We start from the raw sequence: 23,837 nt of genomic DNA on the forward strand, positions 1-23,837 counted from the left end.
AATGGAGAAAAGGAACGATTTCTCAGATTTTCTTTGTAATTTTGCCGCCAAATTCAGAAAAGACACTGAATTGATGGATAATGGAAATTCTCTAATTATTATAACGACAATGGAACAGTCAATAGAAAATCTCTACAAATTAGACGGCAGAGTGCCCGTTGGTAAAGCACTCCCATTTGGTCTTCAGCATGTGCTGGCGATGTTCGTCAGCAATATTGCGCCAATCATGATTCTCGCTGGTGCGATAGGTTTGGACAGTTCGGTGAGCGCCGTGCTTATCCAGAACTGTATGGTCATCGCCGGTATCGGTACCTTGGTGCAGCTTTATCCGGTATGGCGTATCGGTTCTCGCCTTCCTATCGTGATGGGTATCTCCTTCACCTTCCTTTCACTTGCCATCGCCATTGCCGGTGCTCATGGTATGGGTACTTTGATAGGCGCTGTCATCATTGGTGGTCTGGTAGAAGGAACACTCGGACTTTTTGCCAAGTATTGGATCAAGCTCATTCCGCCTGTAGTAGCCGCTACCGTGGTAACAGCCATCGGTTTCTCGCTCCTTCCTGTTGGTGCCAACTCTTTTGCGGGTGGTCAGGGTGCTGCCGATTTCGGTAGCATGAACAACTGGATTGTGGGTACTGTCACTTTGCTGGCTTGTCTGCTTTGTCAGATCTTTGCCAAGGGTTTCTTGCGTTCTCTCTCTGTATTGGTAGGACTGCTGGTAGGTTACATCCTGGCGCTGTTTATGGGAATGATAGATTTCAGCGGACTTTCTGGTCTCTCTATCGTAGCTTTGCCAAAGCTTCTTCCATTTACACCTGAGTTTAATATCGGGGCTATTTTATCAGTTGTAGCTGTATATCTGGTTTCTGCCACAGAGACGATTGGTGATACTTCTGCGCTCTGCAACAGTGCGTTGAAGCGTGATCCTAAGACCAAGGAAATGGGAGCAGCAGTCTGCTGCGATGGTTTCGTCAGTTCGGTTTCCGGTCTTTTCGGTTGTACTCCTATCACTTCTTTCAGCCAGAATGTGGGTTTGGCAGCGATGTCGGGAGTGGTGAACCGCTTTACCATTGCCATGGGTGCCATCATCATGATTATCGGTGGTATCTTCCCAGCTATCGGTTATGTATTGACTACGATTCCTCAGGCTGTATTGGGCGGCTGTACCATCATGATGTTCGGTAGCATCCTCTTTGCCGGTTTCGGCATGATGGCGCGTACAGGCTTCTCTCAGCGCAACATGGTCATTGTGAGTCTTTCGCTCAGCGTAGGTCTCGGATTCACATCTGCAACAGGTATGTTCAACATCTTCCCAGAGATTGTGCGCACCGTTTTTGCAGATAACTGTGTGGCAGTAGTCTTCCTGCTCGCCGTAATCCTGAACCTCGTGTTGCCGAAGAATCTGGATAAGGCATAAGAATTAAAGATATTTATAGATAAAAAGGTGCAACTCACAAGTAAGAAAGTGAGTTGCACCTTTTTTTATCTATAAACTGTTAACTATTAACTATCAACAAAATCACTGTCCACCCAGTCTTTCGAAGAAGGTGATGATTTCTTCGAAGGTCTTGAATTCATCGCTGCCGTATTCTATCGTCGTACCCATGAAACCATCGCATGGGCTAGGGTCGATGAAGTAATCGCCGTAGAGCAGGTTCTTCTGGTTGCAGAAGATGATGTGGTTGTAGGCTGGGGTAGAGAGATATTCCTCCACCCAGGTCTGTACCTTCGCCATGTATTCATGGTCGTTGGTTGGCGCTGGGGCTACGATATATACGTTGTAATGCTCTATCAGCATCTCGTAAGCCTTGTGCATCGAACTGGTTGCCTTCATGTAACTGTCGTGCAGGGCATCGAAGTCGATGTATACGATAGGGCGCTCCTTGCCGTTCTGCTTGTCGTCAATCCAGCGGATAACCGGACAGAGATAGTGGAATGCTACCTTGTCGATAAGTCGGTGCTCACCGTGGAATGGGATGGCGAGCGGATAGTGCTCATGGAAGAGGTCGAAGGTATGGACCAGCGGATCAGCATCGCCGAAGAGACCGTAAACACGTTGCTGCTCCTCGGGAGTAATGTCCTGGAAGCAACGCTCGGTAAAGTCACGGTATTCTTTGATGAGACCTTTGTTAACCATCAGTTCGTTCACTCCGTCCTTTCTCGGGTTCTGAAATTCCTGCTTGCCGGTCATGCTGCTCATTGTATCGCCCATCTTGAAGGCAGGGTTTACGAGGATGCGGTCGTAACCTTTCAGCAGTTCGGTATACATGCCTCCCATCGAGGTACCGATGATGAGGTCGGGCTTCTCAGTCTCCGCCATCTTCTGCAGCATCTCTATGCCCTCTTCCGGATGTACCGGGATGTCTTCAGCCACGAGGGTGGCATTCGGCATCAGTTCCTGCAACATCTTTACGGTGCCGCTCTGTGCAGAAGAGAGGAAACCGTGAACATACATGATTTTCTTGCCCGCCATGAGGTCGGGGAATTGTTTGATATATGGATTCATATTCTTATAGTTTAATGTACTGCTATTTCCTTAAGCGATTTGTACTTAGTTTGTGGTGCAAAGATACTAAAATTATAAATACGCATATAATAAAGGTATTTATAATTATTGATAATTAACCATTGGAGGTCATTAAAAAAAGAGAACCACCCATCGCTGGCAGTCCTCTTTCATTATTCTTCTATTTTATCGTTGAAATAATTGCTCAAGAGTTATCAGGTGATTGATGATACTTGCATGCATATTGGAACTAAGTCCCATTGTTGTCACCAAAACAGTTTGTATTGAGCGAGTCTTGTTATGCATCTTGCTATTTGCGAAAGCATCTATCTTGTGACGTATATTCTCCTCAACATCTTGTGTGACAGTAAAATTACCTGTTGAAAATTTCATTTCGCAGAGATAATCTGTTTGAGTACTTTTACTCTCCATGACTAAATCTATTTGAGCACCTTTTCCGTCTTCAGCTTTCCCACACCAACTGTAGTTCCTTTCAACCGAATGGATACGTAGAGTGTCTTGTATGTTTTGCAGATGCTCTATGCTCAAAAGTTCAAACGTATCTCCAGCCCATGTGTAGAATGTGGCTGTCCCATGGATAGCGTTCCATCCTCCTTGTTTGACTTGTTTGCCATGAACAAATCTCAGATAGAATAGAGAAAAGAAATCTTTTAGCTGATATACAGTTTCGACTCTTTCCTTTCCATAGCGGGGATACTCTCTCGTAATTCCTGATTCTCTAAGGTTGTCAAGTAGCTTTGTCAGGGTACCCCCGGTTTTGATACCTGTAGCCTTGGAAAGCTCTGATTGTGTCATTCCATAGAACTTACTGCCAATAGCTTTAACGATGTCGACGTATTTCTCTTTGCTGGAATAAAGTCCTGTATAAACATCTTTGAATTCCTGATGAATTAATTCGTCTGCAAAGAATATGCTGTCTATGTTGTCTGTCATTGTTCTGTCGTTGCGGAGCTTATCCAGATAATAGGGGATTCCACCTATAGCCATATAACTCACGCACATTTCATAGCGTGAGAGATGAAAACCATTTTTCTTGTAGTACTTTTCGCATTCTGCTAGAGTGAAAGGGAATAGTTTGATGGTTTCCGTGAGTCTTCCATGCAGACCTCCATAGTCATGTATCACATTATCAAGCATCCAACTTGTAGCCGATCCACAGACAATGAGTATAATATTTCGTTCACTGTCTGCCCATGAATTCCAAAAATATCCCAGTTCTGCTATCATTTCTGATGATTGCGGTCCTGCAAGCCATGGAAGTTCATCGATAAAGATGATTTTCCTTCTGTTTCTTTTTCCTTCCAGAACTTTTCTCAAAAGTAAAAATGCCTCTCTCCAACAAGTGGGTTTCGACTCCTTTGTCGATAATCCTGCAATCACTAGCGAATCATAGAAATGCGCAAGTTGAAGTTGACGGTAAGACTCATAGTCCTTGTCTCCGTCTTTAATATAAGTACCTACTGCTTTGAAGAGAATCTTCTTTCCAAAGCATTCGCTTACGAGATAAGATTTGCCTACTCTTCGACGGCCATAAATGGCTACAAGTTCAGATTTCTTTGACTTGTATATTCTATCGAGTATATTTATCTCTTTATTTCTTCCTATGATATTTGCGTAACTCATTGTAAGATAGTTTTATAATGTTGGTTGCAAAGATACGTTTTTTTTAGGATAACACCAAGAAAACTACTTAGAAAATCAGCGAAAACGATTGGATTTTCTTGCTTTTCGCTGATTTTCTAGAAAAGAATAACACTTTTCCTATAGGTTTTGCTTTTCTCGGCGAGGGTGGCATCGTCATAATAGATGAAACCTTGCAACCAGTAGGTATAAGTGTCCATGTTTTCTGCGCTCATGACGAGAGGAGAGTTCTCGTAGACCGTGACTCCTTGCTCTTGCACGATGATTTCTGCTGCAAAATTACGCTAAATTGCAGACAAAACAAAATTATTGGGCGATAAACTTCCTTGTTTGCGAAAAAAGTAGTAATTTTGCACCCAATAACCATATTAAAGTTCAAGTCATAATGGATTTACTGAAAGAAAGAATTATGCAGGAGGGCAGATGCTTTCCTGGTGGAATCTTAAAAGTAGACAGCTTTGTAAACCATCAGATGGACCCTATTCTGATGATGGACTTAGCTAAGGAATTCGTGCGCCTTTTCAAGGACATCAAGTACAACAAGATTATTACTATCGAGGCTTCGGGCATCGCGCCTGCCATCATGGTAGGTTATCTGACCAATCTTCCTGTTGTATTCGTAAAGAAAAAGCAGCCTAAGACGATGGAGGGTATGATTACCTCTGTGGTTCACTCTTTTACTAAGGACCGCGATTATACGGTTTGTGTGAGCAACAGTTATCTTACTCCTGAGGACCATGTTATCTTTATCGATGACTTCCTTGCCAATGGTAATGCGTCTAAGGGCGTGATGGACCTTTGCGAGAAGGCAGGTGCCAAGATTGAGGCGATGGGTTTCATCATCGAGAAGGCTTTCCAGCATGGTGGTGACTTCCTGCGCAAGGAGGGAATCCGTTATGAGGCGCTCGCTACCGTAGAGAGCCTGGACGATTGCAAGATTGTCTTGAAGTAAAACATCTTATTATATATAGTAAAAGCCGCCTGTAATAGGGCGGCTTTTTTCTTACTTGACGATATCAGCGGCATAGATTCCCATCGCCTTGTAGCCTGCAGGGTTCGGATGGAGCCAATCGCCGCTGGCATATTCCCGCTTCATCCTTCTGTCATCATTCGGGTCTTGAAGCAGCTTGGCGAAGTCTAAAATGCCATCTGCTTTCTTTGCCTGACTTCGAATCCAGTCGTTTACATAGAGTCGGGCTGCTTCGTGGAAGTGGCTGTAGTAGCCGGCACCCTTGAAAGGCGTGATGGTGCCCAGGTAAACTTTCATCTTCCGGGCCTTCGCCTTCCTCATCATTCCCTGTATGCTCTCTATAATCTGGCGGGCTACCGTCTCGCTGTTGCCGCTCTTGGCAGCACCTATGTCGTTGATGCCTTCAAAGATAATTACCTTCTTTACGCCGCTCTGCATCAGAATGTCTCGGTCGAAGCGTTCCTTGGCGAGTGCCCCGAAACCGCCCGGCACGGTTACGCGGTTGTTACCGATGCCCAGGTTCAGTACACCCTGGTTGGTTATCTTATGTTTCAGCTGCAGCATCTCCGACATAACATCCGGCCACCGGTTCTGGGCATTATCCGTAGAACATTTGCCGTCGGTGATGGAGTTGCCCATGATGGCGATGGCACTCATGTTGTTGCTCATCGTATACACATCGATGCCGCTGATGTTGTACCAGTGGTTCTCTCGGAAAGCCTTTTCGAAGTTGGAGTGGGCATTGGTTACTCCCTTCATGATATAAGAGGTGGTACGTGAGCCCATGTGAACGGTAGGCACATCGGGAGCCGAGGTGTAGTTGATGGTGATGGCAACGCGCTCCAGGTTCTTGAGATTGAACTTCAGCGCATCGCTCACTATCTGTCTGCCGGCAGGGATAGTAGCCTTGTAGCTGTTGCCGAACTTGAAGTATTGGGCCGATTTGGCATCAATCTTGAAGGAGTCTTTGGCGTGGGCGATATAGATGGAGCGTATCACTACGGGTTGCATCGAGTAGATATTGCTCAGTTTCAGTCTTATCACGTCGCCTCCTACGCTTACTTTTACTATCTGGCGAACCGAACGGTTTGTCATGTTGTTATTATAGGGCATAAACGCTTTCACCACAGTCTGCGGTGCCGTAGCCCAAGTTCCAATCCATGTTTGTGCCGCCATCTGTAGTGTGTATGTGCAGATGAAGCATAGTATCATTATAAATCTTTTCACCTTGTTGTATTTTAAAAGTATAATCCTTGCGCCAGATGAGGCGTCTCGTTACGCATTATCTCATAAAAAGGGTCGATGCCATTAGAGGCACCGACCAATTCTGTTTATAATGATTTGATATTTTCTTCCGATAGCCCTGTGAATTGCATGATTTGCTCTATAGGCAGACCTGCTTGACGCATTTTTAGGGCGATGGCATTTTTTTCTTCAGTTTTACCTTCCGCTCTGCCTTCTGCTCTACCTTCCGCTCTGCCTTCCGCTCTACCTTCCGCATGCCCTTCTAATCTAGCGTTTCCAAGAACGTCATTTTGAATCATGATGGCATTGACATGTTCATCGTAGGCGTGTCGTTCGGCATTCGACATAGAGTAGTATTTCAGCTTTTCGCGAGCTTCTTGCAATCCTGGTGCTTTCGTGTCAGGATTGATGACTCCGTTTTTGAGGTAATCAACCCATTCCTCCAATGGAGACTTGGCAACCTTGTTGAACTCATTGACGCGCACTAGCATATAGGTTGGGAATATTTCGGCAGGCGACTTTCTCACGATTGTATCTTTCTCCTTGGTACTGATGATGAGTTGGTCTTGCGTATGCAGGCCGATAAAATTGTTTTGTCCTACATAAATATAGTCCGACCCTTTGCCAAGGTCAAAATAAAGTATACTAATGGAATATACCTTTTTTACTTCTTTGTAGGTGTTGCCGAGATTGATATGCTCGGTAATAGCTTTGTCTACGCCATAAAATATACGTTCCTGATAACACAATCTGGTTATATTTTGTATCTCGACGAGAATGTCTTCACCGTTACTATTTTTTGCCTTGATTTCTACTCGATAGAACTTATCTTCTGCCAGCACGTTTCCTTCGTTTTCTAGGATTTCAACAATCTTGATAGGTTCATTCAGAAACACGGTCAGGAAGCCCTCGAGCACACAAAAGTTCGCCTTCTGGTGAAGTTGGTGCAAGATTGCCCAATCGAATCGAATGTATTTATCTTTTAGCTCTTCCATATAGATTTCCTCCTAAAATTAATATTCGGTTGCAAAGATACGCTTTTCTTTTGAAAGAAGCAAGGATTTTTGGAAAAATGTTTGAGTTGTAAAACTACTATTGTACTGTCAATGAGTTTATACTTGTACAACAGTAGGCTTATGGTTGTACAACTAAAGGGTATACAGTCGTACGACTAAAGAGTATATATGTATGTTAATGGGGTGTTGTCACTAGGCTCGGCAGACCTGCTGACTGCAGTCGGCAGAGCTGCTGACTAGGCTCAGCAGAGCTGTCGAGCCTAGTAGGAATCTTCAAGAAGCAGTCTGCTTGAACCTCAGATACAGTCTCTCTGAACCTCAGATACCGACTGCTTGAACCTCCTAATCTATATCTTTGCCCCAGCGCAGTCGTATCCTTGCGCCCGATGAGCCGTCTCGTTACGCTTATTCAGCCGCATTGTTATACTTGCTCAGCTTATACCCACATATCATAAAGTCGTAATATTTAGGCATAAACTTGCTCCATTAATTTTTTGTTTCGTTTCCAATACTTTTGAACGATGCTGATTTCTATATCATCCATATTGGTTTCTGTTACTTCACCCTCGCTTGTCATTACAAGAGCATGATATGGGGAGTGTAGATACACTACACGTATAAAACCTTCTTCGGTTTGCGAAAATGCATATCCGCAAACTATCATCATAGCATTTTCTGCCACGATTTTAATCTCTTCTTCATTCATGATAATCTATTTTTACTGACTTGATTGGAGAGTAAAGCTTCTGATGAAAGATTCTTGTTGTCCATATTTACCTCCTTATTTTAATGATTCACTTATCCTTCTGTTGCAAAAAATTCTTTTATTATGCTTGATAATAAATAGTATCTTCTGCATTTGACGGTTTGTATATGCCAGCATCTGCGAATAGTCCTTCAAAGCATAAATCTTCGTCTAATTCAGGCCAATGGATACCATATCTGCTCAATACGAAAGCCTTACGCTGGGCAGGTGTGGCGTTAGCAAGACGGCTCCAACGACTGAAAGGATAGTTAGCCTTCCAGCCATTTTGGGTTTCTGCCCAAATATGGGCATCGTCAACCCAAACGCGATTTACTCTATATTGCTCCATAATATCTTATTTTTGATTAAAATACTCTTTCCATCTATCTATAATGACCGCCTCATTCTCAGAAATAATAGATTCTATCAAAGCAATATCATGTTTTTTGAATCCATGATTATAAATCTGGGTTAGAGGAGATACATTGTATTTTGCTTCATTTCCATCCTTGATAACATGGACATGAATTGGTTCATGATCATTAGAATAAAACATGAATCTGAATCCGAAAAATATAAATATTGTTGGCATCGTTTCTTTTTTCTGCAAAGATACGCTTTTCTTCTGAAAGAAGCAAAGAATTATTGAAAAATGTTTGAGGATGAGGGAAATAAAAAGAAAAAGGTGTATCTCCGCTTGCCCGATGTATGGGGCAAGAAGGATACACCTTTTTATATTATAGTTCTTTTATTTCCTTTTCAGTCAAACCAGTAATAAAAGCAATTTGCTCTATGCTCAACCCATTCTTCTAATGGTGATTTAGCCACCTTGTTGAATTCGCGCAGCTAGTGCGCACACCTTTTTAGTATAATAAATCTAAAAATTTTTGGTTAGAATTCTACTTTCGCATATCTTTGCACTTAAAAAAAGTGGCACATGTGCCATAAATTTTAAGTAGAGGCATTTATTCGATCTGTCCTTAGGAAGCAAGTAAGCACTGGGAGGTCAGGTTTGTTACCTGCCCAATAGCAAGAATGCCCTATACAAACAATATATCCATTATCCCATTCCTTGACCTCTGTGTATCGTTTGAGGCATTTAGGAGTACGAAATCGGATATTACTATTGCCATATCGAAAAGAAGTCATATCTCCGTTGTTAGAGAGCAACGCTTCTGATGAAAGATTCTTGTTGTCCATATTTACCTCCTTATTTTAAATTATTCAGCATTATTTATTTTTCATTGCCCTGCGTTCAAAATCACAATTCGTGATTGCGCTTTCTTCAATAAGGCCAAAAAGTCTATAAACTTTTCTTTTGTCCACGTTTCCATTCTATGGCCTGTTCTGTCAACCTATATTGTTGGCGAGGATGGTTTGGGATATCAGGATATTTACGCTCTATAGCCCCTTCGTCGAGGGCTGGCAAAATATAGGTTGTCCTAAATCTCAGTCGGCTCTTTAATCCACAAGTTTTCATCATTTCCCCTGTTGATAAATAATCTTCAGAAACAGCTAGAATTAAATCTTTAACTTGGTTCGTACTTGGTTCGTACTTGGTTCGTACTTGGTTCAAATTTAATCCCAGTTGCATCCCCACAGGAGTCTTCATCGGATCGGTTACAGGCCGCACGAATGTCACGCAAATGAAGCCACCGTTGATGCTCCACTTCGGTTCTGGAGCATTCTGTGCCTTGCAAGCCTCCATGATACGGAATGCGCCAGACCCCCAACTTTCAAGGAAAGTGGTGCGGTAAAGCACTTCCGCCATGATGGGATTGTATGGATAGGAACTGTGTGACTGTTTGATTGTTTCTGTGTTGAGTTGTGGCGGCAATACACCAGGATTCTCAATCTCTATGCGGTCATCATATATGGCAATACTTGGCGTAAGGTTGTACTTCTCGAACTGCCTATGACAAAGGCTGTTTGTAAGGGCTTCCCTCAACGCTTCGGCTGGCACCTCCATATTTTCCTCACGACGGAAGCCAACAATTTTGCCACTCATGTTCAGGTGCTTCAAGAAGAAAGCCATACCGGCATCAAGCAGTTGGAAGAAATTTCCTTCCACCCTTTGGTTGTCGATGAACTCTATCTTATTGATTCCGCGGAAACGAGCCAAACGCAGCTGCATCTGCGTGTAGCCCCTTAATTTGGTGGAAAACAGGGCGGCAGCAGCGTTATTGGGAACGCCATCGTTCATTAGTTCAAGTTTTCTGAGTACATCCGAAAGAGGCTCTGTCAAAGCTGTGGCTGGCATGCGGTTCTTCTCCACGCCGAGCCGTATAGCTCCCCTGATGAGTTTCTCGTCCATATCATCAATGGTTATGTCATCAGCCGACTGTCTCTCCCAGGCATAATAGTTTGGTTTGTTGGCACGCAGCCGTTCCTCAAACATATTGCGAGGCATCAGCTTCGTGGTACTTTCAACCTTATAATATGGGCTACCATGATAGGTATAAGGTGCCGTTCCCCAAACGAATGCTTCGAAATACATTGCTATGACTTGACAGCCTAGTCTATCGGGCACGTCAATGTATTGAATGTCAATCGAAACTGCTGGTTCGAGACCACTCAACGCTTGGGCTATCTCTCTTTGTGTATTATCCGTAACCTCCTGTCCGAGAATCTTAAGAGACTTAGGGGCTACACCGAACACCAGCCAACCGCCAGCACCATTGAGGAATGCACAGGCAGTGTGCATACCATCCTTCAACTCACCTGTAGTTTTTTTCAACTCCAAATGTACGTTTTCATCGTTGGCTATAAGCCTTTCAAGTTCCTCTATGTTCATAGTTGCCTTTTTGTTTCTTTGTCTTCTTCATTTTCTCCCGAAGAAATGCGTCATACTCACTTACGATGAGTTTCTTGATTCAATCTTCAGCAGGTCAGTCATCTTTTAATGCTATAGGGGTTTAGAGAATCTGATACCATAGTTTTTCTCTACATCTTTCAGGTCTCTTCCATTTTGTACACAATCACGTATCTCTTTCTTAATCTTAATAAGTTTCAGAAAGAAGTTTTCATTTTTCTTTTTGTCCATATTCTACCTTTTTATATTATGGGTTTGGATAATCTTGATTGATACCTCTAGGAAGAAAATAACCCTTGATGCAATTAGGATTGCAGACACAAATCTGAATATGATTCTTTTCTCTGAATCCTGCATTAGGATATAGTTCCTGTCCTTCCCAAAATACTCCTTTTACTGAATCGTATGGATGGGCATTGGCCTTTTTATTGTATGTTAGTGCAGTTTGAACTACAGCACAATCCAATTTCCTAATCAGTAAGTCTGTAGATTTACCTATAGTTGTATTTTGTGGTAATTCTAATCCTGACTCTTTATAGAGTTCAACCATAGACTCGTAAGCATCTTTCAATTCCCGAAGATAGGAACTGTCAGTAAGGTCAAAACAATAACCTAAGTCTATTATTGCACCAACAACTGCAGGCTCTTTGATTTGTGAGTTCTTTCTTTTGGCTAAATCTTTAGCCCATTGCCAAGCTCGTTCCTCATTATTTTCCCAAAAATAGATGCCGTTTCCTAACCAGTCATAGTCATTAGTGCTGGAAAGAAGATCGGTCTTACCAGCAACTACGGCATCAACAACAGACTTGTCGCAGCCATGAAATCCTATTACTAGGTTGGAGCGCCTTGAATATAAAGACTTATCCATAATTATCTCAAATGTGGTGCAACTTCTCCGTTCGGCAATAATATTCCAGCCTCAATGAGGAATTTTCTTGCAGCTTCTTTGCTGGCAACCGAAGCCTTTCTTGCAGCCTCTAATCTTTCTTGTCTTTTGCTATCAAATAAATCCATATTCTACCTCCTTGTTTTAAAAGTTGAACATTTCTTCTGCAAAGATTATGCAAACGAGCGCAATGTAAGCTTGCTTACAGATTGTCGAGTGCAGCTAATCTTCTGCAAAGATTATGCCAGCGAGTGCAATGAAAGTTTACTTTCAGATTGCCGAGCGCCGCTAATCTTCTGCAAAGATACGCTTTTCTTCTGAAAGATGCAAGGAATTATTGAAAAATGTTTGAGAATGAGGGAAATAAACAGAAGAATTAAAAACCCGGGGTCATCACCAGCATCGAATAATCTGGGAGAGGGCCTTACCGGGACTGCGCTGCAAAGATAATAATTAAAATGGAATATACCAAAGATCTTTTCGAAAAATTACGTCCGGACGTATCTGTAGCTACGTCGGGACGCGTCTGTTGCTACATCGGGACGTAGGAAATGCTACGTCGGGGCGTAATTTTTGCTGCATCGTGGGAGGTTTTTCGATAAAAAGCATAGAAAAACACTAAAAATTGAATAGAAAATAAGCGTTTTTGCTCAATGTTTTCAACCTTTTAGCTCCCAAAACGCCTCTAAAACGCCCGAAAAACGCTGTTTTTTGCAAAACGTGGCAATAGGTGGCAATAAGGTGACAATAGAAAAGCCCATTGCTGCCACCCGTTATTCTCTTATTATCAGCTACTTATAATAAGCGTGGCAAATGTGGTAATTAATTTGAGAAAACATATTCATGTGCGTAAAGGATCTTTGTTTCTCAAACATTCCATCAAAATCCGATAGGTATAAATACTATTGCCATCGTTTCTCCTTGGGAAAATGTTCTAGCTGTATGGTAGAAGTTTTTCGGGAAAAGTTTTGGAGATTAGGAGATAAAGTATTATCTTTGCCATCAGATTCAAAAACGAATAATCAAACTGAGTTATGATAGTAAGACCAAAGCGCATTTATCGCAAGCGCATACCATACGGCATGCAGAATTTTGAGGATGTCATAAAAGAGGATTGTTACTATGTGGACAAGACTCCTTTCATAGAGCAAATAGAAGAATCCAACAAGTATTTCTTCTTCATTCGCCCTCGCCGTTTCGGCAAGACACTTACCCTCTCCATGCTTGAGAATTACTATGACATCAACAAGAAAGACAAGTTTGAGGAAATCTTTGGCAAGCTATACATCGGGCAGAATCCTACACCAGAGCATAATACATATCTCATCATCCACCTCAATTTTGCCGAGGTGGCAGCAGGATTGGATGATTATAAGGATGGATTGGACAACCATTGTCGCCTTGTATTCAATTTCTTCTGCGACATCTATGCACATATTCTTCCTGCTGATACCAAGGCAGGATTACAACAGGAGCCTGATGCGGTATCCAAGTTGAGGTTTCTTTGCCAGAAATGCCAGGAGGTAGGAAAGAAGATTTATCTCTTCATCGATGAGTACGACAACTTCACCAACATGATTCTCGCCCATGAGGAGCATCTTATGAGGTATCGCAACCAGACCCACGGAGAGGGATACTTGCGCCAGTTCTTCAACACCATCAAGGGTGCGGCTGGCAATACTCTGGGCAGAGTGTTCGTCACAGGAGTAAGCCCTGTGACCATGGATGACCTGACCAGCGGATTCAACATCGGAACCAACTATTCGCTCTCACCCGACTTCAATGAGATGACGGGATTTACAGAGGAAGAAGTGAGAGAGATGCTGGATTATTACGGCAGTGTTCTGCCGTTTAATCATACCACCGATGAGCTGATCAAGGTGATGAAGCCTTGGTACGACAACTATTGCTTCGCAGAGGATAGATATGGTGAGACCACCATGTACAACTCGGTAATGGTGCTCAACTTCGTAGATAATTACATCCGAAGCAATTACCAAATCCCTAAGAAGATGGTAGAGACCAACATCCGTATCGACTATGACAAGTTGCGAATGCTCATCCGCCACGACAAGGAGTTCGCCCACGACGCCAGCATCATCCAGCAGTTGGTAACCCAGGGATTCGTGATAGGCACGCTCAACGAGAACTTCCCTGCCGAGCGAATCAACGACCCAGACAACTTCCTCAGTCTGCTGTTCTATTTCGGCATGGTGACGATAGACGGAACATACAAGGGTGAGACCAAGTTCATCATCCCGAATGAGGTGGTGCGTGACCAGATGTACACCTACCTGCTCGACACCTACAAGGAGAACGACTTGGTATACGATAGATATAGCAAGGGTAAACTGGAGAGCAAACTGGCATACGATGGACAATTCAAGCCATACTTTGAGTATATCGCCGACTGCCTGAAGAAGTACTCCTCCCAGCGAGACAAGCAGAAGGGAGAGGCTTTCGTGCATGGCTTCACCTTGGCGATGACAAGCCAGAACAAGTTCTATCGCCCTATCTCTGAGCTGGACAATGACGGCGGCTATGCCGACATCTTCCTCTCTCCGCTTTGTGACATCTACAAGGACATGGTAGATTCATATATTATCGAGTTGAAATATTGCAAGAGCCAAACCACCGATGAGCAAGTGAAAAAGCTCTTCGAGGAGGCTTCAGCTCAAATCTCTCGCTATGCGGACAGTGATATGGTCAGAGAGGCAGTAAAGACTACAAAGCTCCACAAGCTGGTGGTTATCTACCGCGGAGCGGAAATGGTAGCTTGCGAGGAGATATAAAACTATTTCAACCATACAGGTCGAAAATATTTGAGAGAGATAAAAAGAAAAAGGTGTATCCCGCTTGCCCGATGTATGGGGCAAGAAGGATACACCTTTTTATATTATGGGTTAGGATAATCCTGATTGATACTTCTAGGAAGGAAATAACCCTTGATGCAATTAGGATTGCAGACACAAATCTGAATATGATTCTTTTCTCTGAATCCTGCATTAGGATATAGTTCCTGTCCTTCCCAAAATACTCCTTTTACAGAATCGTAAGAATGGGCATTGGCATCCTGATTGTATGTTAAAGCTGTTTGTACAACAGCACAATCCAATTTTCTAATCAACAAATCTGTAGAATTTCCGATAGATGTATTCTTCGGTAATTCAATCCCAGATTCTTTATAAACAGTAACCATAGACTCATAAGCAGCCTTTAATTCCTGAAGATATGTGCTATCTGTTAAGTCAAAACAATACCCCAAGTCTATAATTGCACCAACAACTGCAGGCTCTTTGATTTGTGAGTTCTTTCTTTTGGCTAAATCTTTAGCCCATTGCCAAGCTCGTTCCTCATTATTTTCCCAAAAATAGATGCCATTACCTAACCAGTCATAGTCATTAGTGCTGGAAAGAAGATCGGTCTTACCAGCAACTACGGCATCAACAACAGACTTGTCGCAGCCATGAAATCCTATTACTAGGTTGGAGCGCCTTGAATATAAAGACTTATCCATAATTATCTCAAATGTGGTGCAACTTCTCCATTAGGTAAAAGAATTCCTGCCCTAATTAAAAAGGCGCGTGCTGCTTCTTTACTGGCAGTAGAAGCCTTTCTTGCTGCCTCTAATCTTTCTTGTCTTTTGCTATCAAATAAATCCATATTCTACCTCCTTATTTTAATAATTCAACTTTCGTGCTGCAAAGATACGCTTTTCTTCTGAAAGATGCAAGAAATTATTGAAAATGTTTGAGAATGAGGGAAATAAACAGAAGAATTAAAACCCCGGGGTCATCACCAGCATCGAATAATCAGGGAGAGGATCTTACCGGGACTGCGCTGCAAAGATAAGAATAAAAATGGAATATACCAAAGATCTTTTCGAAAAATTACGTCCGGACGTATCTGTAGCTACGTCGGGATGCGTCTGTTGCTACATCGGGACGTAGGAAATGCTACGTCGGGACGTAATTTTTGCTGCATCGTGGGAGGTTTTTCGATAAAAAGCATAGAAAAACACTAAAAATTGAATAGAAAATAAGCGTTTTTGCTCAATGTTTTCAACCTTTTAGCTCCCATAACGCCTCTAAAACGCCCGAAAATCGCTGTGTTTTGCAAAACGTGGCAATAGGTAAACATTCCATCAAAATCCGATTTGTATAAATACTATTGTCATCGTTTCTTCTTGGGAAAATGTTTGAGAGAGATAAAAAGAAAAAGGTGTATCCCTTTGCCCATTGTGTTGAGCAATAAGGATACACCTTATTATATTATACTATTCCGAAAGATTTGATTAGTTAATCTCCGGAGCAGTTGCATCAGCATTGTAGTCGGTCTCGTTCAGAGGAACGCCCCATGTCCACTTGTTACCATCCTCAGGATTGATGGTGATAGCAACAGTCGAATGTGCATTACCACCTTCTTTAAAAGTCTTTCGAACTACAGCCTTGTTCCAACGCTTGAAGTCGCTCCACTCGAAGCCCTCACCCCAAAGCTCAAGACAACGATAGTCCTGAATCTCTGAAAGAAGCTCCTCTCCAGTCTTGGTGCAGGTATATTCTGGGTTACGACCAGAAGTAGCATTCAGTTCAACCAATGCAGCCTGAGCTTCTGCTTCATGATGCAAGAAATAATTTGCCTCAGCCTCAATCAATACCATCTCACTAGAGCGGATGAATGGCAAGTAGCTGACACCTGGCTGGTCGGTTACAAAGAACTTCAAGTTTGCATCCAGATAGTAGATACCAGCCTGATAAGGTGCATTTAATCCTTTTACTGCATGAGCCTTTACGATGGAATCTGCTTGTGCATAGATGTCATCATCCTCCATTCCAAGAATACCAAATGTATAGTAAGTCTCAGACTCCTTAGAGAGGTCAAGGTTAGGGAACTTATCCTCTGTCAGGAAGTTCTGCTTGCGGGCATCATTGTTAGGAATACGGGAAATCAACTCATGGCCGATGGTTCCAGCACCTGTAGTCATACCTTCTGCTGTAGCATAGTGACCATTACAAGCACCCTGTGTACCATAAGACCAATACCAGTTATTTTCAGAAGCATCACCATAGCTACCCATAATCCACTCTGATGTTGGCTCACAGAAACCAGCCTTATAATCAGCATTGCTCATCAATGGATAACCCTGCTTAGCAAGCTTAGCCTGATCAAGAGCTGTCTGGTAATCCTGGCGGAACAAAGCTGCACGTGCATAAACTGCATGAGCAACGTTTGCATTAGGAATCCAAACCTCAGAAGCAGGACGGTCGATGCCACTTTCGCCAAACAAGGTAATCGCTTCCTGGCAATCCTTGTAAATCTGATCTACGGTTTCTGCCAATGTTGCGTATGGAGCATCGCCTGTAGATTCATCAAGACGAAGAACCACGCCCTGTGAGGCACCATTGTTACTGTCCTGCCAACGATAGCAGTAGTAGTGAATCAACTTCTCGTAGCTGTAAGCACGGAAAGCCAAGGCTGAAGCCTTGATAAACTTCTTGTCAGACTCGCTTCCTGCTGCTGCATCAATACGGGTAATGATAGTGTTAGCCTGACCGATGAGCTGGTAATAATAATACCAAGCATATCCATCATAGATAGTATTTGTTCTATTATGGAACTGCTGATTATGGATAGGTGCCCAACCAGATGCATAGGCATTATAATTATAATTCTGGCTTGGCAAGTTCTCATAAAGACGCATAATTGCATTCTCACCAGCAAAGCCCTGTGTGAAAGCATAATGCTGAGTAGTCTGGCAACGAGCGATACCATTCAAGGCCATGTAAGCCATCTCTGTTGTTGCTACCGCATTCTCAGAACCAACAGAACTTGTCGCTTTGGTTTCGAGATAATCGCTGCCACAAGATGCCAGCATTGTTGCAGAAGCTAAAATAGCGCAACCGAATATCTTATTTATATAATTTTTCATTTTATTTTCTCTTTATTTTATTATTCCCTTAGAATGTTACAGACAAACCGAAGTTGAATACGCGTGCACTTACGTATGTATCATCAGAACCACCACTGAAGCTGTACTGAGGGTTCATACCCTTACGGGCTGTAAGTGTGAACAGGTTCTCTGCACCAGCCTTAACCTGCAAGCCCTGGATACCCATATTCTGGATCCATGCCTTTGGCAAGTTGTAACTCAGGTTGATATTCTTGAAGATGAGATAATCTGCGCTTGTCAACCAGCGGTCACTTGTATCGTTGTTGTAGGTACTGCGGTTGAAGTCGATGACAGGAATTCCATTAGGATCGAGACGGTTTGGAGATGTCTCTGTCATTCCCTCAGGCACACCGTTCCAAGACTTCAGGATGTCCTTATGGTTAGCTGATGCTGATGAAGCAGAAGCTGTGCTCATCAATCTCATGTAAGAAGCATCGAAAACCTTGCCACCCAAGCTATAGGTAAACAATACACCGAGGCTCAAGTCCTTCCAACGGAGGTTTGTACCGAATGAACCATATACAGATGGGAGAGCTGTACCAGCCCATTTACGCTCAGCATTGGCTGTCTCTGTTGTATAGTTCTTGCCATTAATGGTTACAAGTGTACCATCAGCCTTAGCTGCCTCAACTTTGTCATCGGCAATATCATACAAAGAATTACCTGTCATCTGGTCAACACCTGCGAAGTGATAGGTAAAGAACTCGTATGCAGAGTGTCCCTCAGAATACTTCTGTACGCCATGAAGAATATCCTTACCTCCAGGCAACTTGATTACCTTATTCTTCAAGGTTGTAGCATCTGCAGAAACAGTCCAGTTCCAATCCTTGTTCTTTATAATTTCACCACTCAAGGCGATTTCAAATCCACGGTTCGAAATGGTACCAATATTCTGATACTGAGACATATTAGACATATCCGGATTATGAGGGTATGAACCTGCTGAATATGGCAAACGAACCTCGAAGAGAAGATCTTTAGAACGCTTGTCGAAGTAACCGATGCTGAAGTTCAAACGGTCGAACAATCTACCCTCAACACCGAAATCAACGGTCTGAGTTGTCTCCCACTTAATGTTTGAAGCAGCCAAAGTTTGCTTGATCAAGGCTGTGTTACCACCATTCTTGTCAATCTCATAGAGAGCCTGATAAGCATAGAGGCTTACACCGGCATTGTTACCTACCTCACCATAAGAAGCACGTACACGCAAGTCGTTCAACCATTCTACATTCTGCAGGAAATTCTCTTTCTTGGCATTCCAGTTCAAACCGAATGAATAGAAATCACCCCAGCGGGCATCCTTTGCAAAACGGGAAGAACCATCACGGCGGTATGAGAAGTCTGCGAAGTATTTCTCGTCATAGTTGTAGCGGATACGACCCAAATAAGACTCAGTCTTATCTACATCATTAAATCCATCGAAGTATGAGTTTGTCAGGAAGTTACCCATCACCAAGTTGCCTGATACAGCCATATTGGTATTCATACCACGGGTCAGCTTTCTCTCCCAGCTATAGTTCTCATGACCTGCAAGAACATCTACGTTGTGCTTACCGTAGGTCTGATTCCATGTCAGCAACTCCTGGGCTGTATAGGTAGCATACTGGTATGCATGGCTGGACAAACGACCATTGTTTGCTGCACCATCACCAATGTTAGGGTTATTATAGGTCTGGCGGTTAGATGTACTGTTATTACCATTAGCCTTTACCATCACAGAGAAGTTGTATGGCAGATTAATCTTACCATAAACCTGTGCATCGATTACTGCACGACGGGTCTTATCCTTGTCAGCAACCATCTCGTATGCGATGTTACGGTTAGAGAGGTACTCAGAGGTTACATCAAACTGCTTCTCTCCATTCTCATCAAGCGCATAGCTGCCATCTGCATTATGCATATACATAGGATACACAGGCGCCATGTAACGGGTGGTATAGAATGGGTTAGCATAAGCATTACCAGAAGCGTTGTCATTAAACTGACGATTAGATACATTGGCACTCAAGTTGATACCAGCCTCGAACCACTTGCTTGGAGTGAACTTAGAGTTGATACGACCAGTGAAACGCTCGAAAGCAGAGTTCTTGGTATAACCCTTCTCGTTCAAGTAACCGGCAGAAGCATAAACATTGAACTTCTCGCCACTTATAGCACCAGAGACGTTGTACTCCTGACGATGACCTGTACGCTCAACACCATCCTGCCAATCGAGGTCGTCATAACCAGAGAGGCGAGAAGCAATCAGCTTGCCGTTTGCATCAAACAGAGCATCATTCTTTGCATTGTAGATATTTCGCTTTACATAGTCGCTAATCAAGTGAGTTGTAGCATATTGAGCAGCCGCAGCAGCATCCAGATTCATCTTTCCCGACATGGCGTAGTTCTTCATTGCCAACCAAGATGCCTCCATCCACTGGTCAGCATTCAGGCGCTCATACTCACCGATACCACGAGTGTAAACACCATTGTTGATCTGGAGATTGATAGTAGGCTTGATGCCATACTTTGCACGCTTGGTAGTAATCAGGATGACACCATTGGCAGCACGGTTACCATAAAGGGCAGCAGAAGCTGCATCCTTCAATACAGACATGCTCTCGATATCATTAGGGTTCAACTCAGAGATGTTACCATCGAAAGCTGCGCCATCTACTACATAAAGAGGCTGGTCAGCATCCTTTACCAAGGTTCCGACACCACGGATGTGGATAGTTGGAGCCTTACCTGGCTCACCGTATGAGCTATTAACCTGTACACCAGGAGCAGCACCTTCGAGCGCACCTGTTACAGAAGTAGTGATACGGTTCTCGATTTCCTTAGAATCAACAGCAGTTACAGAACCTGTAATAGATTGGCGCTTAGCTGTACCATATGCCACAACAACGACATCAGCCAGAGAATGATTGTCTGCATCCAATACAATCTTCATGTCAGAAGAAGCCTTGGCTGTCTTAGACTGCATACCGATGTATGTAATCTCCAACTTGGCTCCGGCAGGAGCGTTCAATGAGAAGTTACCGTCAATATCGGTAACTGTACCTGTGTTAGTGCCCGCAACCTTGATAGAAGCACCGATAACAGGGCTGCCATCCTCAGAAGAGGTTACGTGACCAGAGATTTGACTTTGTGCAAAAGCCATGCTCGTGCTAAGAGCAAGACCTGCAACTACTGTCATGAGTCTTTTTTCCATAAATCTCTCTCGTTTAATTAATTAATTAATAAATATATAATGTTTTATATTTCTTTCTCACTACATATCCTCCCAACTTTTATTGAGCGTGGGGGCTCATTTCTTGTCTCTAACTCTTATCCCGAACTGGTGGGGGTGGGTATGTTGTCATACCTTATTATATATAAGGAAGTATCTCAAACTTCACTAAATTTTAATAATATTTTTAATCGGCTGCAAAATTAAGCATTTTTTAGGAAATCACCAAACTTTTTTCTAGAAAAGTTGCACTTTGTTCGATATTTTGTTATAAATATGCGGTTTTTATACACTTTTGCTTATGAAAAACAAGCGAAAGCGGCAGTTTTGTCAAAAACTGCCGCTTTCGCTGAAATACTAACTTTCTGCCTTTAATTCTTTGTCTAGAACAAAGAGCATATAGAGGGGGATGTTGATGGTTTTTGAACTGTTATTTCTCTCGTATGGCAAGAGACTGGTGCGAACCAACTTGTCTTGCACCTTCCTGTATGAGTGGCTTCCTTCCGTGACTGTCTTTCCATTTTAACAATTGGGATATAAGTAGTCTTTCCATACGCTAAAAAATATGTTTTGGCAAAGGTGCTAATAAACAGTGAATTACGCAAGGAAAATCACATTTTCCTAAGGACTTTTAAGTATATTCATCACATTTTCCTAAGGACTTTTAGGGGCTTAAATCGAGAAATCTGTCGTAATCTCGATAAAAAAGTGAGATTACGACAGATTTTCATGAATTTTCCTCTTTAATTACTTGTCTACGGTAGAAGAAACATTGTTCTTATTCATAGATCTTCATTTTAGAAAAGGTTTGAAAATACTTGAGACAGGTATTGCGCCATTCCTTTGCATTCTCCAACTGTACATTGAGCAAAGAGTCTGTATGTTGCCATTCCTGCTCATGCCCCTTCATATACTGCTTGGCTGAGGTATGCCAGAAGTCGCGGTAAACTTCTACCATCGCCACACCCATGTTGTACTTCATACAGAGTTCCTGCCAGAGGGTGCTGCCTGATTTCATCTTGTAAGTCCAAGGCACATGATGGAACCAGAGAAGGTATTCCTCAGGACAGGTCTCGATGTTATCATACAGACTGCGATATGGTTCTGGGTACTGACCGACAGCATCTGTGCCCTTGGATGAACGGTCGAAACCTATACCCTGAGCATCAGCCTTGTGATAATAGACCGGACACCATTCCAAAGGATAACTTGCGATGAAACCATCTGGCTCCGGACCGTAGTGGTGGTCGAACTTGAAGATGTGGTGCAAACCCAAAGGCATCATATAGTTGACGCAAGCTTCGCGCGAAGTCATCATCATCATCTCTACCGGCTTGGTGAATCGCTCGTCCTGGTTTTCGTAGGTCTGTACGAGCCATTCGTGAGCAATCTCCTCGGCTGTAAGTGAAGGATTCCATGCCAATCTGCCGAAAGCATACCAGTTAGCCTGAGAGAACGGATGACCGCACCAGTTGGCATCATCACCGATATTGGCTACACCTGAGATTCCAACCAGTCTGTCTGGATTAACAAAGCCAAAGAATTCCTTCCACATAGGAGCGAGATAGGTGAGGTGCTTAGACTGACCAAGATATTCCTGGGTAATCTGAAGTTCTGCTATCTGTGGAGTCTGTTTGATGTTGTCGAAGATAGGAGCGTATGGCTCACGTGGCTGGAAGTCGAGCGGACCATTCTTAGACTGCAAGATGACGTTGTCACGGAACTTTCCGTCCATTCCCTTAAATTCGCTCACAGCCTGTTTCACACGGTCTTCACCTTTATGGTTGGCACCATATACAAAGCTTCGCCACATGATGATGCCTCCGTATGGTTTGACGGCATCGGCAAGCATGTTGGCTCCATCGGCATGTGTGCGGTGGTAGTCGCCAGGACCAGGCTGTCCTTCAGAATTGGCTTTTACGAGGAAACCGCCAAAGTCTGGGATGGTAGCATATATCTCCTTTGCCTTCTTCTGCCACCACTGCTGAACCTTCTTATCCAGTGGGTCGGCAGTCTTGGTGTAGCCTAAAGCCATAGGCGAAGCGAAGTTGATGCTGAGGTATACCCGGATGCCATAAGGACGCAGGATGTTGGCGATGACCTTCACCTTATTAATATATTCTGCAGTCATCATCTTTGGCGATGCGTTTACATTGTTCAGTACGCTGCCGTTGATGCCCAAAGAGGCGTTGGCACGGGCATAGGTGATGAGACGGTCGTGCAGACTCTTGCTGATGCTGCCGCCCTTACCGTTTTTGCCGAGTTTGATTTCTTCCCATTTGAAGATGCTCTTTCCGGCGTAGCCACGTTCGATGCTGCCATCGAGATTATCCCAATGGTTAAGAATGCGGAGACCCACTTGTGGCTTCTCGGTCTCATCAATAGCTTTGCTGAAGTTCTGCTGATTACCGCTACCTGTGTTGTAGGCATCGGTGTTCTGAAGTCGAATTAACTCGTAGGCACCATAGAGCAAACCGATAGGATTGCTGGCGGTGATAGTTGCTTCGTACTGAATGTTGTCGCCTTGCTGGGCAGGACGGGCGTAGATGTTATAGCCCTCGCCCAGATTGAGACTCTTGTCTATCTTGAGCTCAACATTCTTGCCACGCCAGTTGTTTTCTAACTCCTGCTTGGCAATCTTGGCTGTTGCATCATTAGGCAACTGTGAGATGACTTGGCATGAGTTAGCATACTGCTTTCCTAGCCATAACTGTGAGCCATCACTCTGTGCAGAAACATGGAGTGATGTAAGTACCGTAATTAATAAAATAAGGTATTTCTTCATATCTTTATATCTTTGCAGATTGTTAATTTGTATTATTGTTGTTTCTGCT

19 protein-coding genes are annotated in these 23,837 nt (G+C 43.2%); 3 read left to right on the top strand and 16 right to left on the bottom strand.

Annotation, left to right across the window (positions count from 1 at the left end):
- Positions 1 to 109 precede the first annotated feature (109 nt).
- Entirely contained in the window at positions 110 to 1,417 is a 1,308-nt protein-coding gene (locus F7D47_RS13245) for a nucleobase:cation symporter-2 family protein (protein ID WP_153085253.1), read from the top strand.
- A gap of 102 nt (positions 1,418 to 1,519) precedes the next feature.
- Here the strand turns inward: F7D47_RS13245 and F7D47_RS13250 are convergent, their stop codons facing one another.
- Positions 1,520 to 2,506: a YqiA/YcfP family alpha/beta fold hydrolase gene (locus F7D47_RS13250; protein ID WP_118190159.1), complete on the bottom strand. Its 987-nt coding sequence runs from the start codon at positions 2,504 to 2,506 to the stop codon at positions 1,520 to 1,522.
- 186 nt (positions 2,507 to 2,692) lie between these two features.
- Positions 2,693 to 4,150, bottom strand: coding sequence for an AAA family ATPase (locus F7D47_RS13255; RefSeq protein WP_153085252.1), 1,458 nt, complete (start codon positions 4,148 to 4,150; stop codon positions 2,693 to 2,695).
- Positions 4,151 to 4,553: 403 nt separating this feature from the next.
- Between F7D47_RS13255 and xpt the strand changes: the two genes are divergently transcribed.
- Positions 4,554 to 5,120 carry a xanthine phosphoribosyltransferase gene (xpt, locus tag F7D47_RS13260; RefSeq protein ID WP_022120760.1) on the top strand — a complete coding sequence of 189 codons (567 nt, stop codon included), beginning with the start codon at positions 4,554 to 4,556 and terminating at the stop codon, positions 5,118 to 5,120.
- Between the two features lie 51 nt (positions 5,121 to 5,171).
- On the opposite strand, the gene F7D47_RS13265 is transcribed toward xpt, so the two are convergent.
- The 9 genes from F7D47_RS13265 to F7D47_RS13300 form a co-directional block, all read right to left on the bottom strand.
- Complete coding sequence (locus tag F7D47_RS13265) at positions 5,172 to 6,365, bottom strand: SGNH/GDSL hydrolase family protein (protein WP_118151096.1); 1,194 nt, start codon at positions 6,363 to 6,365, stop codon at positions 5,172 to 5,174.
- 104 nt (positions 6,366 to 6,469) lie between these two features.
- The gene (locus tag F7D47_RS13270; RefSeq protein ID WP_153085251.1) at positions 6,470 to 7,378 is read right to left on the bottom strand and encodes an Rpn family recombination-promoting nuclease/putative transposase; all 909 of its coding nucleotides are present in this window, start codon (positions 7,376 to 7,378) and stop codon (positions 6,470 to 6,472) included.
- A 487-nt stretch (positions 7,379 to 7,865) separates the two neighbouring features.
- A complete protein-coding gene (locus F7D47_RS13275) occupies positions 7,866 to 8,105 on the bottom strand; it encodes a DUF7723 family protein (RefSeq protein WP_153085250.1) in 240 nt (79 codons plus the stop codon).
- 121 nt (positions 8,106 to 8,226) lie between these two features.
- Positions 8,227 to 8,493: a DUF2442 domain-containing protein gene (locus F7D47_RS13280; protein ID WP_006847687.1), complete on the bottom strand. Its 267-nt coding sequence runs from the start codon at positions 8,491 to 8,493 to the stop codon at positions 8,227 to 8,229.
- Between the two features lie 6 nt (positions 8,494 to 8,499).
- Positions 8,500 to 8,736, bottom strand: coding sequence for a DUF4160 domain-containing protein (locus tag F7D47_RS13285; protein WP_040553191.1), 237 nt, complete (start codon positions 8,734 to 8,736; stop codon positions 8,500 to 8,502).
- A 359-nt stretch (positions 8,737 to 9,095) separates the two neighbouring features.
- Positions 9,096 to 9,344, bottom strand: coding sequence for a DUF7724 family protein (locus tag F7D47_RS15140; RefSeq protein WP_437181618.1), 249 nt, complete (start codon positions 9,342 to 9,344; stop codon positions 9,096 to 9,098).
- A 103-nt stretch (positions 9,345 to 9,447) separates the two neighbouring features.
- Positions 9,448 to 10,938, bottom strand: coding sequence for an ATP-binding protein (locus F7D47_RS13290; RefSeq protein WP_118116577.1), 1,491 nt, complete (start codon positions 10,936 to 10,938; stop codon positions 9,448 to 9,450).
- Positions 10,939 to 11,203: 265 nt separating this feature from the next.
- Positions 11,204 to 11,824: a hypothetical protein gene (locus tag F7D47_RS13295; RefSeq protein ID WP_022120755.1), complete on the bottom strand. Its 621-nt coding sequence runs from the start codon at positions 11,822 to 11,824 to the stop codon at positions 11,204 to 11,206.
- A 2-nt stretch (positions 11,825 to 11,826) separates the two neighbouring features.
- Positions 11,827 to 11,970, bottom strand: coding sequence for a hypothetical protein (locus F7D47_RS13300; protein WP_022120754.1), 144 nt, complete (start codon positions 11,968 to 11,970; stop codon positions 11,827 to 11,829).
- A 906-nt stretch (positions 11,971 to 12,876) separates the two neighbouring features.
- Between F7D47_RS13300 and F7D47_RS13305 the strand changes: the two genes are divergently transcribed.
- Positions 12,877 to 14,634 (top strand): ATP-binding protein, encoded by a 1,758-nt coding sequence (locus F7D47_RS13305; RefSeq protein WP_194252591.1) that lies wholly within the window; start codon positions 12,877 to 12,879, stop codon positions 14,632 to 14,634.
- A 104-nt stretch (positions 14,635 to 14,738) separates the two neighbouring features.
- Here the strand turns inward: F7D47_RS13305 and F7D47_RS13310 are convergent, their stop codons facing one another.
- The 5 genes from F7D47_RS13310 to F7D47_RS13330 all read right to left on the bottom strand — a co-directional run bounded on the left by F7D47_RS13310 (position 14,739) and on the right by F7D47_RS13330 (position 23,788).
- Complete coding sequence (locus F7D47_RS13310; RefSeq protein ID WP_153085249.1) at positions 14,739 to 15,359, bottom strand: hypothetical protein; 621 nt, start codon at positions 15,357 to 15,359, stop codon at positions 14,739 to 14,741.
- A gap of 2 nt (positions 15,360 to 15,361) precedes the next feature.
- Complete coding sequence (locus F7D47_RS13315) at positions 15,362 to 15,505, bottom strand: hypothetical protein (RefSeq protein WP_006847677.1); 144 nt, start codon at positions 15,503 to 15,505, stop codon at positions 15,362 to 15,364.
- 631 nt (positions 15,506 to 16,136) lie between these two features.
- Positions 16,137 to 17,771, bottom strand: a complete 1,635-nt coding sequence (locus tag F7D47_RS13320) for a RagB/SusD family nutrient uptake outer membrane protein (protein ID WP_153085248.1) — start codon at positions 17,769 to 17,771, stop codon at positions 16,137 to 16,139.
- A gap of 28 nt (positions 17,772 to 17,799) precedes the next feature.
- Positions 17,800 to 20,985, bottom strand: coding sequence for a SusC/RagA family TonB-linked outer membrane protein (locus tag F7D47_RS13325; protein ID WP_153079652.1), 3,186 nt, complete (start codon positions 20,983 to 20,985; stop codon positions 17,800 to 17,802).
- 796 nt (positions 20,986 to 21,781) lie between these two features.
- Complete coding sequence (locus tag F7D47_RS13330; RefSeq protein WP_153085247.1) at positions 21,782 to 23,788, bottom strand: alpha-glucuronidase; 2,007 nt, start codon at positions 23,786 to 23,788, stop codon at positions 21,782 to 21,784.
- Positions 23,789 to 23,837 lie beyond the last annotated feature (49 nt).

The organism is Segatella copri (genome assembly GCF_009494835.1).
GTDB classification, from domain to species: Bacteria; Bacteroidota; Bacteroidia; order Bacteroidales; family Bacteroidaceae; genus Prevotella; species Prevotella copri_F.

Coding starts and splice junctions, on each gene's coding strand:
- F7D47_RS13295 (WP_022120755.1), bottom strand. CDS start 11,824: ATGGATAAGTCTTTATATTCAAGGCGCTCCAACCTAGTAATAGGATTT.
- F7D47_RS13325 (WP_153079652.1), bottom strand. CDS start 20,985: ATGGAAAAAAGACTCATGACAGTAGTTGCAGGTCTTGCTCTTAGCACG.
- F7D47_RS13280 (WP_006847687.1), bottom strand. CDS start 8,493: ATGGAGCAATATAGAGTAAATCGCGTTTGGGTTGACGATGCCCATATT.
- F7D47_RS15140 (WP_437181618.1), bottom strand. CDS start 9,344: ATGGACAACAAGAATCTTTCATCAGAAGCGTTGCTCTCTAACAACGGA.
- F7D47_RS13320 (WP_153085248.1), bottom strand. CDS start 17,771: ATGAAAAATTATATAAATAAGATATTCGGTTGCGCTATTTTAGCTTCT.
- xpt (WP_022120760.1), top strand. CDS start 4,554: ATGGATTTACTGAAAGAAAGAATTATGCAGGAGGGCAGATGCTTTCCT.
- F7D47_RS13330 (WP_153085247.1), bottom strand. CDS start 23,788: ATGAAGAAATACCTTATTTTATTAATTACGGTACTTACATCACTCCAT.
- F7D47_RS13290 (WP_118116577.1), bottom strand. CDS start 10,938: ATGAACATAGAGGAACTTGAAAGGCTTATAGCCAACGATGAAAACGTA.
- F7D47_RS13255 (WP_153085252.1), bottom strand. CDS start 4,150: ATGAGTTACGCAAATATCATAGGAAGAAATAAAGAGATAAATATACTC.
- F7D47_RS13315 (WP_006847677.1), bottom strand. CDS start 15,505: ATGGATTTATTTGATAGCAAAAGACAAGAAAGATTAGAGGCAGCAAGA.
- F7D47_RS13305 (WP_194252591.1), top strand. CDS start 12,877: ATGATAGTAAGACCAAAGCGCATTTATCGCAAGCGCATACCATACGGC.
- F7D47_RS13300 (WP_022120754.1), bottom strand. CDS start 11,970: ATGGATTTATTTGATAGCAAAAGACAAGAAAGATTAGAGGCTGCAAGA.
- F7D47_RS13310 (WP_153085249.1), bottom strand. CDS start 15,359: ATGGATAAGTCTTTATATTCAAGGCGCTCCAACCTAGTAATAGGATTT.
- F7D47_RS13285 (WP_040553191.1), bottom strand. CDS start 8,736: ATGCCAACAATATTTATATTTTTCGGATTCAGATTCATGTTTTATTCT.
- F7D47_RS13275 (WP_153085250.1), bottom strand. CDS start 8,105: ATGAATGAAGAAGAGATTAAAATCGTGGCAGAAAATGCTATGATGATA.
- F7D47_RS13245 (WP_153085253.1), top strand. CDS start 110: ATGGAACAGTCAATAGAAAATCTCTACAAATTAGACGGCAGAGTGCCC.
- F7D47_RS13250 (WP_118190159.1), bottom strand. CDS start 2,506: ATGAATCCATATATCAAACAATTCCCCGACCTCATGGCGGGCAAGAAA.
- F7D47_RS13270 (WP_153085251.1), bottom strand. CDS start 7,378: ATGGAAGAGCTAAAAGATAAATACATTCGATTCGATTGGGCAATCTTG.